The sequence below is a fragment of the Pseudomonas avellanae BPIC 631 genome (genome assembly GCF_000444135.1).
Classification (GTDB): Bacteria; Pseudomonadota; Gammaproteobacteria; order Pseudomonadales; family Pseudomonadaceae; genus Aquipseudomonas; species Aquipseudomonas avellanae.
The window spans coordinates 25,571-39,054 of sequence record NZ_ATDK01000247.1 but is presented as its reverse complement, the minus strand read 5'-3'; the positions used below and the strand labels follow the sequence as shown (position 1 = coordinate 39,054).

Sequence of the window (13,484 nt, the reverse complement as noted above, 5' to 3'; positions counted from 1 at the left end):
CCGATCTCGAGATTGTTGTGTGAGAACTCCAACAATACGGGCCTGTTCTCATAGGGATCAATAGGTTACGTCGAAACGGGAACAGACCCTAGCCAGCTCAAAGAGTTCAGTGCCGCCGTGGTGTTTGTGATCGACTCGACCATTTCCATGGACCCTTACATCGAGCGCACGCGGGAGGCAATCGCCAAGGTCTACGCGCAGATTGCCAAGGAAAACCTCGGACGTCAGGTGAAGTTCGGCCTGGTCGCGTTTCGCTCCAGCACCCAGGCGGTGCCGGGGCTTGAGTACGTGACTAAAATGTATGCCGACCCCAATACCGTAAAAGACGGTGCAGACTTCCTGGCCAAGGCCGCGGACCTGAAACAGGCCAAAGTGTCGAGCAAGAGTTTCAATGAAGACTCCTACGCAGGTGTCATGCAAGCCATCGACAAGGTGGACTGGAGCCCGTTCGGCGCGCGTTATGTGGTCTTGATTACTGATGCGGGTGCGCTGGATGGCGACGATAAACTGTCCGGGACCGGGCTGAACGCCGAGCAGGTACGTATCGAAGCCAGCAACCCGGGTGTGGCCATTTACACCCTGCACCTGAAAACAGCTGCAGGTGCCAAGGACCACGCCAAGGCAGAGGCGCAGTATCAGGCGCTGTCCACTTACACGGGCACCAACACCTCGCTCTACTACCCGGTTGACGCGGGTGATCTGAATGCCTTTGGCAGCAAGGTCGATGCGCTGGCCAGCGCTATCACCGGTCAGGTCAAAGCCGCCTATATGGGTGACGACGCGATTGGCAGCGCCATGAACTCCAAGCCTGCGCCTGCCGAACAGAAGATGCTCGATGACGCCGCGCTTATCGGTCATGCCATGCGCCTGGCCTACCTCGGCGAAAAAACCGGCAGCCAGGCACCGCCGGTGTTTCAGGCGTGGATCGCCGACCGCGACCCGATCAAGCAGAACGTCCCGACCACCGATGTGCGGGTATTGCTGACCAAGTCACAACTCAGCGACCTGAGTGATGTGCTCAAGAAAATCCTTGATGCCGCCAACGAAGGCATGATCTCGCCTAGCGAAATGTTCGAGCGGTTACGCTCGGTCGCCGCCACCATGGGCACGGACCCCAACCAGCTCAAGCAGAACGGTACCGCCAAGCTGTCGGAACTGGGCGTATTGGGTGAATACCTGGACGATTTGCCCTACCACAGCGAAGTGCTCAACCTGGATGAGGACACCTGGAAAAGCTGGGACGGTCTGGCGCAGGAGAAATTCATCCGCACGTTGTCGACCAAGCTGCGTCACTACCAGGTCTACAACGCCGATGTGGATCGCTGGGTTCCACTGGCCGAAGGCAGTGATGCGCGTGACAACGTGTATCCGGTGCCCCTGGAAATGATGCCCTGACATGCTCCAAATCAAAGGACTGAACGTGCAGCGAGGGAGCGGCACCCAGGCACACCGGGTACACCTGCCCGAACTGAACCTGGCGCGTGGGCAGGTGGTGGCGATTACCGGCGAAAGCGGCTGCGGCAAAAGCACCCTGCTAGAAGCCCTTGGTTTGCTGTTGGCCCCTCAAAGCGTCGCGCAATACAGCCTTGATGGCGTGGACATCGCCGCCCTGCTGGCAGCCGATGATCAACCCGCACTGGCCGATGTGCGGGCGCGCTCGCTGGGTTTCGTCCTGCAAAGCGGCGGGCTGCTGCCGTTTCTGAAAATTCGCGACAACATCAATCTGCCCCGGCGGCTGTTGGGGCTGGTCAGTAAAAGCGATCATGTCGACCGGGCCATTGCCGCGCTGCGTCTGGAGCCCTTGCTGGACCAGTTGCCGCAGGCGCTGTCTATCGGTGAACGTCAACGCGTTGCCTGCGTGCGTGCCATCGCCCATCTGCCGCACCTGATTCTGGCCGACGAACCCACCGCAGCGCTGGACCCGCATAACGCCCGTCAGTTGTTCGAATTGTTATTGAGCCTGGTCGACGAACTGGGCCTGAGTGCGCTGATTGTCTCGCACGACTGGCAGATGGTGGACCGCTTTGGCCTGCCCCGCTTGAACGCCGTCAGTGTGGCTGGGGAGACGCGTTTTGAACCGGCCTTTTAAGCGTCTTGGCCTGCTGGCAACCCTGGCCATTGCAGACCTGTGGCACGACCGCAAAGTGTCGCTGTGCATTGCCGCTTCGCTGGTCGCCGTGATCGCGCCGTTGTTGCTGCTGTTCGGCCTCAAACACGGCGTGGTCGGCCAACTGCAGGCAGAACTGCTGCGCGACCCGCGTAACCTTGAAATCAAGTTGCTCAGCAGTGGCAACTACGACGAGCAATGGCTGAACAGGCTGCAGCAGCGGCCCGAAACCGGCTTTGCCCTTGGCATGACCCGCTCGCTCAACACCCAGGCCGACCTGATCGGCAGTCGCGGTCGCTTCGTCGACAATGCCGAAATCCTGCCCACCGGGCCGGGTGACCCTTTACTGGCTGCGCAGGCCATGGCCATCCTGCCGGGCCAGGTGATTCTCAGCAAGGCCGCTGCCGAGCGTTTGGCGTTGGTCCCCGGCGATACGCTGCGTCTGGGCGTGCAGCGTCGTCTGGACGGCGCGCCCGAACGAGGCGAAACCATGCTGACGCTGGTCGCTGTGTTGCCGGCAGCCCGCTTTTCCAGGCCCGCCGCGTTCGCCCATCCCGATCTGCTGCTGCAACTGGAGCGTTTTCGAGACGGCTTTGCCATTTCTGCCCTCGGTGCCACCCGCGGTCAGGCAGAAAACCAGCTTGCGCCCCGCTACGCCCGCGCTCGCCTGTATGCCCGTGACATCGACAGCGTCGCGCCACTGGAGCGCTGGTTGAACGAGCAACATATCGAAACAGGCAGCCGGCTGGCCGATATCGACAACGTAAAAGCGATCAACCACGTGCTGAGCGTGATCTTCGGCGTGATCGCAGGTGCCGCTTTGCTGGGCTGTATCGCTTCGCTGATAGGTGCCTTCCTCGCGAACATCGATCGCAAACGCCGCAGCCTCGCCTTGTTGCGGCTCATGGGCTTCACCGCGCCCGCAGTGGCGGGCTATCTGGTCCTGCAGGCATTGCTGCTCGCCGTGGTCGGCTACCTAGGCGGCCTGGCGTTCTACTTTGCAGGCAGCGAGGCGTTCAATCACCTGCTGGGCGGCCAGCGCATCACCGGCGGTTTTATTTGCCAGATCACCCCGTTGCACGGCCTTGCCGCACTGGCGCTTGCGCTAGTGGTATCAGCGCTGGTTGCGCTGGCAGGTGCCACCCGAGCCATCCGAATTCAACCTGCGGAGAGTCTGCGTGAACTCTAGACACTGGGGCCATTTGCTCTTTGTACCCTTGACCCTGATCAGCCTTCAGACGTTTGCCGCTGCCTGGGAAGAGAAACTCTACAACCCGATGCCTGACGCTGAAGACGTAGTGCTGCCGATGCCCTGTGATGGCGCGATGGTCTTTCGCAAGGTGTATATCCCGCTGGCTGGCCCGCTGGATGACTACCCCATCAATATCGGCGGCGACAACGCCGAATACGGCTACGTAGAGCAAACTCATCCGGCATTTATCGCGGGAAGCTTTACCACCGAAAAGAATGCCAAATCGCGTTACTACCTCTTGGCGAAGTACGAAATGACGGTGCTGCAGTACAGCGCACTGACTCAGGCTGAATGCCCCGCGCCGTCGAACAAGCAGCGCCTGCCCGTGGTGTCGCTGAGCTGGATACAGGCCATGGAAGCCGCCGATAAATACAACATCTGGCTGCGTGAAAACGCCGCCGAAAAATTGCCGAAAGAAGACGGCGTGGCAGGGTTCTTACGCCTGCCCACCGAGGTGGAATGGGAGTTTGCCGCACGCGGAGGGCTGAACGTCAGCACGGCGGAGTTTCGTGACCTGCGTTATCCGATGCCGGAAGGCGTAAACGCCTACGAATGGTTTGCCGGGACGCAATCGGCCAATGGCCAGTTACAACTGTCCGGCTTGCTCAAGCCCAACCCGCTCGGTCTGCACGACATGCTGGGCAACGTCGACGAGATGATGTTCGAGCCGTTCCGACTGAACAAGCTTGACCGCCAGCATGGCCAGGCTGGCGGCTATGTGGTGCGCGGCGGTGATTTCCGTACAGCACAGGGCGAGCTGCGAAGCTCGCTGCGCAAAGAGCGCAACTACTACGACGCCAAGGCCGCAGCCACCAGTAAAACCACCGGCGTGCGTCTGGCGTTGGCGTCCAGCACGCTGACCTCTCGCGAGCGCGTCAGCAGCATCGAAACCAGTTGGAAAAAGCTCGGCACCGGCAGCGGCGACGCAAGCCAGGGCGAAGACAAAAGTGCCGTGCAGGCGCTGGGCACGCTGGCCTCCGGCGTGGCCGACGAAGCCTTGAAAGAGAAACTCAAGGCCCTGGAAAACCAGCTGCGCGCCAGCAATCAGCAGCAGGAAGAAACCCGCGACCAGGCGATCCGCGCCAGCCTTAACCTCGGGGCCTTTCTCTGCACAAAAATGCTCGACGATGGCAAATACCTGGACTTCCTGCAGAAAAACTACAAGCTCAATTGTTCGGCCGCAGAGCAGGACGCCAGTTGCCCGATGCGCAAAGGCAAGCTCGACGAACAGAAAGACCGACTGCACAAACTCAGCCGTTATTACGCAAGCAGTCTGGTGGACTCCGCCACGCTCTATGGAGAACCGCTGCTGGCCCGGCAAATACCGGTCATGGGCGAAATCATCAGCCGCAATGAGCAGCTCAAAGAACTCAAGCCGTACTTGCAGACCCACTGGGTCAATCAGCAGGCATTTTTGAAAACCCAGAAGATCGACACCGACGCGTGGCTAAACCGCTGCAAGGCAGTCCAGTGACTCGACATCAAGCTTACTCAAGGAGCAACAGCATGAAACACGTACGTAGCCATCTGCCGAGGGTCATGTTGGGCCTGATGATCTCTGTCAGTCTGGTGCTGGCCGGCTGCGCCAACAACGGCACCGGCAGCAGCATGCTTGGCGGTTCAGGCACCGACCCCGATCCGCGCCTGACCAAAAGTACCGATTCGTCATTTTTCTCCACCTCAGGCCTTACCGCCTGCGCGGCCGCTGCCGGGGTTGGCATTCTGGCCTGTGCCGTGGCGAGCCCCAGCGACAAGGTCAAATGCATGGTCGTGGCCGGTATTGCAGCGTGCGGCGTGGCCATGGGAGCGAACTATTACTACGACTACCGTCGCAGCAAGTACTCCAATACCGCACAGCGCCTGCAGTTGATGAATGACGACGTAAAAGCCGACACCGAAAAAGTGGCCCAGCGCACCTACACGCTGCAACAGGTGATCAACGACGACAAAGAGCGCATCGCCGGTATTCAGAAGTCGATCAAAACCAAGACGCTGGACAAAGCCAAGGCACAGCAAGAGATCGCCAGTGTCGACAGCAACCTGGCGCAGATGAACAAGGACCTGACCGGCATGCGCTCCAAAGTGGCGGAATACAAGAAGACCGCTGACCTTGAGCGCGCCAGCAACGGTGGCACGCAGGTCACTGCCATCGACGGCGAGATCAGCAAAATGAACAGCAAGGTCGCGTCCTTGCAAAAAGAAGTGGACGGCCTCTACAGCCAGCGCCAAGCCATCACCTTAGGTTGAGATGAACATGAATATTCGAGCACTGATTGCCAGCTCGGCCCTGTTGCTGATAGCCGGTTGCGCCACTCAGCCCGGCAGCTGTGATTCAAACAACGTCGAGGCGAGCCTGATCACCAAGATGAACTGCGACCACTCCGGTGGTTACAGTGATCAGGTCCGCCAACGCGAACAGGCGCTGACCGATGCACGCGCCGAAAACACCTCCTTTCGCGACGTGTACGACGCTTTACAAGCCCAGCAACAGTCGACCAGCAAGAGCCTTGCCGAGCAACAAAAGCAGCAGGCAGCGCTGGACGGCTCCATGAGCAAGCTGTTGAGCCAGCTCAAGGCCAGGCATGCCAACAAGGCGCAGGCGCAGCAGCAGATCGCGGATCTGGAAAAACAGATGGCTGCCAAGAAGCAGGTCACCGCCAGTACCGACCCGGCAGTCATCGAGGCGCGCAAGCAGGAACTCAAAGCCCTGCAGCAAAAGGTTTCCAGACTGCAGCTCAGTCTGGGCTACGAGTAAAGCGTAAATTTCTCCAAAGGCCCCAAGGGGCCTTTTCTGATTGCGGACCGTTCCCATGCAACGCATCACTATCGACACCACGTCCCATCCTGCCGAACTGCTGAACACGCTGGAGAGCAAGGTAGCCTTGCTGCGTCGCCACTTTCCGCCCAGCGTATCCAGCCTGTTTGCCATCCCGCGTGCGGGTGCTGATGGCGCACTGCAATGGTGGTCTGAACTGGGCGGTCAGCCCCTGCCCTATCACAGCCTGGACCCTGTCGCACAACAGGCGTTGATCGCACGCTACGCACAACGCCAGCAGGCCATCGTGCAGTTGGCGGACGAGTTGCAGGCGCGCAATAAAGCTGACGAGGCCAACAGCCTTCGTACGTTGGTCGGTGCCCCGGCACTGGACAATCTTTACAGCCTCAATCAAGAACCTGTGGTCATCCGCTGGGGCCTGGTGCCACCAGCGCCCCTCATAACTCCAGTCGCCGCAACGGTGACGCCACCTGCGGCAACACTCACCAGCCCGCCATCAAGGCGCTGGTGGCTGCGTATTCCGTTTTTGCTGCTGTTACTGCCGTTGCTGTTGATCCTGCTGTGGCTGCTCTGGACATGGCGCGGCGGCGTGTGGATCGTGTTCAAACCGGCTCCGATGGGTAACTACTCCTGCACGGCGGGTGCGCCGGTCCCTGATTTTGCTGTGGTGCTGGACACCTCAGGCTCGATGAACCTGAATATCAACACCTCTTCCGAAGACGAAGTCTGGATGGCTCAGGTCGGCGGCGCGCTGCCTGATAACAACCCGAGAAAAGCTCGCGTGCTGACTGAACCCACGCGCCTGACGGTCGCCAAGCAAGCCTTTGCAGCGATGATCGGCCAGTTGCATCCCGACATCGACACACGCTTGATCACGTTCCAGGGCTGCGAGGGCACGGTCGATCAAGGCCTGTTCCGGCGTGACGCTCGGCAACAACTGCTGGCCGGGGTGGGACAGCTCAGCGCAGACCGCGGCACGCCTCTGGCGGCCAGCCTTGCCAAAGCAGCCAGCCTTGTGGATGGGCGTCTCAAGGATGCCTTGGTGGTGATGTTTGTCGATGGCGAGGACGGCTGCGGGCAAAACGCGTGCGAGGTGTCCGCCCGCATCGCCCGTGAGCAGCCAAGGTTGCGCGTCAACGTCGTCAACATCAGCGAAAGCAAGCTTTCAAACTGCATCGCGGAAAATACCGGGGGGCGTGTATACGCTGCCCGCGAAGTCGGCGAGGTACAAAAAATGCTGCGCGAAGCCATGGAAGAAGTGGCAACAACGCCTACGTGTACGGGCGCACAGGCAACTGGCAAATAACGCGGCTGTTCTCGGTCACGCCGGCCTATACGCCGGCCGTGCACTCAACTAAACAGCCATAAAAAAACCCGCCGAAGCGGGTTGTTTTTTCCATCAATACCATCCCGACATCCTGTCAGTAGCCATCCCGGCAATGGTGATCATCCGTGACCTTTGCAACGCTTCCTGCGCTGCAGTTGATGGGTGTAGATTGCGACTTTCCGAGGGCGGCGTACAGAGTGGATCCACTCCTTCTCGCGTAAGCCTTTCGCTATACGCCTTCGGTCACCTAAGAACTACACGACATTGGCTTGCGCCCTGACCGGCCCGGCCCGTTCACTCATTGCCAGCAGCGCTGTTACCTGAGCGAAGGGTAATGGCCGTCCAAACAGATAACCTTGAGCAAAATCGCACCCATGAGCGGCCAGCCAGTCCGCCAAGTCTTCGTGCTCTACCCCTTCGGCGGTGATCTTCATGCGCAAACTCTTGCCCAGGGCGAGGATGGCTTTGACCATCTCATTCTGGTTATCCAGTGAGGTTTCAAAGAAAGACCGGTCGATCTTGATTTTGTCGATGGCCAGTTTTGTCAGGTGGTAAAGCCCTGAATAGCCCGTACCGAAATCGTCCAGAGCAACACTCACCCCCATGGCGCGCAGGCGCTCCAGGTTCAAGCGTGCACTGTCGACATTGGCCACCAGGGTATTCTCCGTCACTTCCACTTCCAGTCGATTCAATGGGAATCTGCCTTCGCTTGCCAGTTGCTCCAGCCAATCGGGGAAGTCGAGGCTTTCTATCATCAATGAAGTGACGTTGATGGAAAGCGTAAAGTCGCTCGGCCAGTCACGCGCATGATCAAAGGCCTGTAGCAACAGACTTTCAGTCAGTTGTTTGATCAGCCCCAACTGTTCCGCCAAGGGTATGAAGTCCATCGGCAGGATGATCCCCCGCTCTGAGTGCAGCCACCGCGCCAGCAGTTCAAACCCCGCAAGGCGTTGCCCAGGAAGGCTGACAATCGGCTGATAGAACGGCTGGATATGTTTCTCTTTGATAGCGTCCCTGAGTTCCTGCACGAAAACTTCCTGCAGACGCTGTTCGCGCTCAAAGCTCACCTCATAAAAATGAAACGTGGCCCGCCCGCCGTTTTTACCGCGATACATGGCGCTGTCAGCACGTTGCAGCAGGACTTCGGCATCAGAACCGTCCAGTGGCGAAATGGCAACGCCCAACGTTGCACTGAGGGTCACACGTGGCAAACCGGCGCTGGACATTGCGATTTTAGCCAATACATTTTCAGCCAGCGCTGCCAACTCAAACTGACTGAAATCACCACTGACCGCCAAACCGAACTCGTCGCCTCCCAGTCGCGCCACTGACGCCTGCCACCCTGTTGTCGCGTCTCGCAGGCTTTCTGCAACGGCGCAAATAGCCGCGTCTCCCACCGCGTGACCGTGGGTGTCGTTGATCAGTTTGAATTTATCCAGGTCGATCAGGAAAACGGCAGTCTGGGTAGATTCTTGCTGCAGACGCGCAACCAACTGCTCGTGAAACACCCGACGATTAAGCAGGCCGGACAACGGATCGTGCCGGGCCAGCGAATCGCTGAGCGCCTGCGCCACCAGCAAGTCGTTGTAGCTGCTTTGCAACCGTTGCATCAGGCGCTTTAGTAGAATAAAAGGCACCACCATCGACAGCAGTGCAAACGCAGTTGACGTCAATACAAAACGCCACCGTTCAGCATCTTCGAAGTCCGGGTCATACGGTAAGTCCATGGCGTACATGGCGAGGGATTCAAGCTTGAATTCCCACACTACCGCCAACAGAAAAATTGAAAAAAAGTAAAACCATAATACCGTGTAAAGGTATTTACGGACCGTTCGCGGGCTGCGGATAACTGGCATAAGGGGTACGCTCGAATGACGACGATGCTACGGCGATGGGCTGGTTATCGGTAATCCGGCGCCAGTCTTGAAGACGGCTGGCCCCGTATTACCAGGCGTTGTCCGTTACACCCGAGTGTCGCTGTTTCACCCACTTCTATTAATCGTTTCATTGAAACTTATATAACGTTCAATCCTTGGTGAACCCCTAAAATGAGCGTTTGAGCCATCGTCTTCGTGAGCAATGCGGACCGCCGCCCCGGCCACTCCCACAACGATGGCGGTCCAGCCCGCTACGGGCGCTTCAAGGTTTATGTATCACGCCTGTCTGACGGCTCGACACTAACTCGAACGCTGATTAACAAAACGGCTGACGGCGCGCACTACTGTGTTCGCGCCTTCCTGGATTTCCTGGATGACACGATCTGCATCGTTAGCCAGTTCCAGTGCTCCGGAGGCCTGTTCGGTACTGCGCACGATTACATTGACTGCATCGGACGCCAGGCTCTGGTTCTTCTTGACGACATTGACCACTTCTTCTGCCGCTTTTGTCGTGCGCGACGCCAACTGGCGGACCTCGTCGGCCACGACCGCGAACCCCCTGCCCTGTTCACCGGCCCGGGCAGCTTCGATGGCAGCGTTCAACGCGAGCAGATTGGTTTGCTCGGCGATCCCGCTGATGGTTTTTATGATCGTGCCAATCACTTGGCTCTGAGAGTCCAGTGCCTCAATGCCTCGCGTGGCGTCTTGCATGGAAATCGTCAGTTGACCCAGCATCTGCAGCGTGTCCTTGATGACCTTTCGCCCTTGCTGTGCACTGGCGTCGGTATCGATGGACGTTTGATAGGCCATGTCCGATGCTTCGGCAACGGCCTTTTCACGCTCAACCTGCTCAGTGATAACCGTCGCGAACTTTGCAATTTTATAGAGCTTGCCGTTTGCGTCGGTAATAGGGTTATAGGACGCCTCCAGCCACACGTCGCGGCCAGCCTTGTCTACGCGGCGAAAACGATCGACGATAAACTCGCCCCGACGTAATCTTTCCCAGAAGTGGCCATACGCGTCAGAGGCGGATTCTTCAGGCACGCAGAAAATCTTGTGATGCTTGCCCTTTATCTGATTCAGCTCATAACCCATCGCTTTCAGGAAGTTGTCATTGGCGGTAATGACCATTCCATCAAGGGTGAAGTCGATGACGGCGGTAGACCGCTGTAACGCATTGACCAACGCTTCATTCTCACGCGAGGCCTCGATAGTTCGGGTCAAAACGCTTGAGTACAACGTGATCTGCTCGATGCCGCCGGTCTCATTCTTGAACGGCACCACCACGGTCCTCAACCAGACCCTCGCGCCTGTCTTGCTGATCAGCCGCAACGTGCCGCTGAAATGCTTGCCGTCCCGAATCGCAGCCAGAGCGCGCTTCTGGTGAGTATCACCGCTCAGCTCGGGCGGGCTCAGTTCAGAAAGGCTGCGCCCGGCGATCTCGCTTTGTGAATAGCTCATCTCCGTCTCGAACAGGCCGTTGACGGTCTGCACCTTGCCCTGCCCGTCCAGAACGACGGCAACAGTCTCCAGATTCAGAATCTGCCCTGCTTGCTCGAGCATGGCGAGGCGGCGCTCCAATGCCTGGTTGGTTTTTTTCAAATGCGAGTTGAACATTGCGGCCATCCGGGACATTTTGGGCTTGGAAGGTTCATCGGTCATCAACCCAAAACCTTTAGCGCGTTTGCCAAACTAAATATTGAAAAAGACGGGTATAAATTATGAAGTTTAATTTAGGATCCAAACTGGCAATTTACGCGTATGCAAGAGTTTTACTCCAAGCGGTTGTAAGATTGAGATGAATTAAGTTTTAGATGTGCTGTCATTCAATGTCCAACTGACCACTGGCTGAACGATAGCCTTGCTGTGACGGCCTGTTATCAGGCACGGCATTAGAACTTGGTTGACGGCAGGCGAGATACTTCAAAGCAGCTGTTGCCGAGTATTCACCTACCCCCCCTCATTCAACCGCCCCAAAAACTCCTCCCGCCGTGCTCTGTCCGCACCCTCCTTCACCAACAACCCAGGCAACAACTCATTCGCCTGCTGCGGACTCAGGACAAACACCCCGTCGTCGTCACCAATCGCGATGTCGCCCGTGTTCACAACCACCCCGCCGATGTTGACCGGCCCGTTGAGTTCGCCGCTTTCCCCCAGGCTTCGTGTCGTGACGGCGCTGATGCCTCGGCTGAAGACCGGCAGACGATGTTCGCGCAAGGCGGCGACGTCGGTGACGGCGCCGGACACTACCACGCCGGCCAGGCCTTTGATGAGGCCGGCCAGGGTGCGCAGTTCGCCCCAGCAGGCGCAGTGCTCGTCGCCGACGCATTCGATCACCAGCACGTCGCCGGGCAGGCTGTTGAGCAGTGCGTCGCGCAGGATACTGCCGTCGGGCAGGTGGACTTTGACGGTGACGACGTTGCCGACCAGTCGGGCGCCGTCGAACAAGGGCCTGATGCCGCGCAGGTAGCCGCTGTCGGTCAGGTGGCCGAGGGTGGACGCAGCGATGCCACGGAATTGCTCGATGACGGCGTCGCTGAGCTGTTGCTGGCGGTGTGCAATCTGTTTGTTCATCGACATTTTTTGGGCCTCAGCAGCGGGCAGTTGGAGCAATATTCGACGGGGTTGCTGGCGTCGTAATAAAAGCAGCAGGTGCGACGAAAGCGGACGCTTTTGCCCTCGGTTTCCAGCACAGTTTGCGGACGGCGGAAGTGTTTCAGCGGGTTGTAGCTCAGCCCGAACAAGCCAGGGTCTGCCTGATTCAGTAGCCAGTCGAAATCGGCTTGATAGCGTTGGCGAATCAGCAGGTCTTCGACCTTTTCCATGCGCTTGTCGTACAGCGAATAGACGCGTACGGCGGTGTTTTCCCAGAGAATGCGCCGGGAAATACCGGTCACACGATTGAAGGTTTCCCACAGTGGCTGAAGCATGTCGCGAAACAGGGTGGCGACGATCATGTCACGCCACGCTTCGCGGGCACCCGGCTCATAGCCTACAGGTGTCACGTCTACCAAGGGCATGGAAGAGGTCCACAGGCCATCATCGTGTGCGTACTCGATCACACTGTTGTCCAGCGACAGGATCAGGCCCTTGTCGTAGACCGACATGGCATACAGACAAGCACCCGTGCTCAGGAAAGAAAAGCGCTTGGCCAGCAGTGACGCAGTGATCGCCGGTGTCGGAGAGCCGATGATCGGTCCCAGGTTTGCCAGCAACTGTACGCACACCTCGTCGTCCAGCACTGCCCTTGCGAGCAATGAGCGTGGGTCGCGGGCATCCGACCGCCTGAGCTGCAGCACCCCCGACAACAACGCCCATTCGGGCTCGCTGAAGGCCTGCGCCAGACTCATTGCGGCAGTTCCCGGCCAAAGGGAATGCACAGCGGCGTACCGAAAAACGGATCGGCGATGATCCGGCAGTTGAGGCCGAACACCTGCTTGACCAGCGCTTCGCTGAGGATCTCGGCAGGTCGTCCCTGAGCAAACGCGGTGCGCTCGTGCACGGCGACCATGTGGTCGGCGTAACGGCAGGCCAGGTTAAGGTCATGCAGAACCATGACGATGGTTTTGCCTTCCTGACGATTGAGGTCGCGTAGCAGGTCCAGCACTTCGATCTGGTGAGCCAGGTCGAGAAAGGTCGTCGGTTCGTCCAGCAACACAATGTCGGTGTCCTGCGCCAGGGTCATGGCGATCCACGCGCGTTGACGCTGACCACCGGACAAGGCATCCACCGGACGCTCGGCCAGGTCCTGCATGCCGGTCTGCGCCAAGGCCCGTTCGACCATCGCTTCATCCTGCGCGGACCACTGTTGCATCCAGTTCTGATACGGGTAACGCCCCAGCGCTACCAACTGGCGCACGCTGATGCCTTCAGGAGCGCTGGGCATCTGCGGCAAAATCGCCAGTTCACGGGCGACCGTGGCGGTGGATTTCTGATGGATGTCCGCGCCGTTGAGCACAACGGTGCCCTGTTGTGGCTTGAGCAGCCGCGCCAGCGACTTGAGCAAGGTGCTTTTGCCGCAGCCGTTGCTGCCGATCAGCACGGTCACCTGGCCTTCGGGCAATTGCAGATCAAGGCTGTCGATAATCACCTGGCGCTGGTAACTCAGGGTCAGGTCATGGGTTGCGATGGACGCCATCCGAAAT

11 protein-coding genes and 1 pseudogene are annotated in these 13,484 nt (G+C 58.8%); 7 read left to right on the top strand and 5 right to left on the bottom strand.

The window, feature by feature from the left end; translation table 11 throughout:
• Positions 1-90: 90 nt before the first annotated feature.
• From DW49_RS0113955 to DW49_RS0113925, 7 genes and pseudogenes are all read left to right on the top strand, one after another.
• Positions 91-1,395, top strand: a pseudogene (locus DW49_RS0113955) (vWA domain-containing protein); the annotation flags it as partial.
• A 1-nt stretch (position 1,396) separates the two neighbouring features.
• Entirely contained in the window at positions 1,397-2,089 is a 693-nt protein-coding gene (locus tag DW49_RS0113950; protein WP_024420306.1) for an ABC transporter ATP-binding protein, read from the top strand.
• Positions 2,073-3,296, top strand: a complete 1,224-nt coding sequence (locus DW49_RS0113945) for an FtsX-like permease family protein (protein WP_005617687.1) — start codon at positions 2,073-2,075, stop codon at positions 3,294-3,296. The genes DW49_RS0113950 and DW49_RS0113945 overlap by 17 nt, the downstream gene beginning before the upstream one ends.
• A gap of 28 nt (positions 3,297-3,324) precedes the next feature.
• Positions 3,325-4,833, top strand: a complete 1,509-nt coding sequence (locus tag DW49_RS0113940) for an SUMF1/EgtB/PvdO family nonheme iron enzyme (protein ID WP_024421290.1) — start codon at positions 3,325-3,327, stop codon at positions 4,831-4,833.
• 32 nt (positions 4,834-4,865) lie between these two features.
• A complete protein-coding gene (locus DW49_RS0113935; RefSeq protein WP_005617683.1) occupies positions 4,866-5,606 on the top strand; it encodes a hypothetical protein in 741 nt (246 codons plus the stop codon).
• Positions 5,607-5,613: 7 nt separating this feature from the next.
• The gene (locus DW49_RS0113930) at positions 5,614-6,114 is read left to right on the top strand and encodes a hypothetical protein (RefSeq protein WP_024420304.1); all 501 of its coding nucleotides are present in this window, start codon (positions 5,614-5,616) and stop codon (positions 6,112-6,114) included.
• A 55-nt stretch (positions 6,115-6,169) separates the two neighbouring features.
• A complete protein-coding gene (locus DW49_RS0113925) occupies positions 6,170-7,441 on the top strand; it encodes a vWA domain-containing protein (protein ID WP_005617680.1) in 1,272 nt (423 codons plus the stop codon).
• 275 nt (positions 7,442-7,716) lie between these two features.
• Here DW49_RS0113925 and DW49_RS0113920 read toward each other — a convergent pair whose 3' ends face one another.
• The 5 genes from DW49_RS0113920 to DW49_RS0113900 form a co-directional block, all read right to left on the bottom strand.
• Positions 7,717-9,198 carry a putative bifunctional diguanylate cyclase/phosphodiesterase gene (locus DW49_RS0113920; RefSeq protein WP_024421289.1) on the bottom strand — a complete coding sequence of 494 codons (1,482 nt, stop codon included), beginning with the start codon at positions 9,196-9,198 and terminating at the stop codon, positions 7,717-7,719.
• A 441-nt stretch (positions 9,199-9,639) separates the two neighbouring features.
• Positions 9,640-11,001, bottom strand: a complete 1,362-nt coding sequence (locus DW49_RS0113915; protein WP_005617678.1) for a methyl-accepting chemotaxis protein — start codon at positions 10,999-11,001, stop codon at positions 9,640-9,642.
• Positions 11,002-11,289: 288 nt separating this feature from the next.
• Positions 11,290-11,913: an RraA family protein gene (locus DW49_RS0113910; RefSeq protein ID WP_081591524.1), complete on the bottom strand. Its 624-nt coding sequence runs from the start codon at positions 11,911-11,913 to the stop codon at positions 11,290-11,292.
• Entirely contained in the window at positions 11,910-12,689 is a 780-nt protein-coding gene (locus DW49_RS0113905; RefSeq protein WP_005617676.1) for an IucA/IucC family C-terminal-domain containing protein, read from the bottom strand. Before DW49_RS0113905 ends, DW49_RS0113910 begins: the two co-directional genes overlap by 4 nt.
• Positions 12,686-13,477: an ABC transporter ATP-binding protein gene (locus DW49_RS0113900; protein WP_005617675.1), complete on the bottom strand. Its 792-nt coding sequence runs from the start codon at positions 13,475-13,477 to the stop codon at positions 12,686-12,688. The genes DW49_RS0113905 and DW49_RS0113900 overlap by 4 nt, the downstream gene beginning before the upstream one ends.
• Between the last annotated feature and the right edge of the window lie 7 nt (positions 13,478-13,484).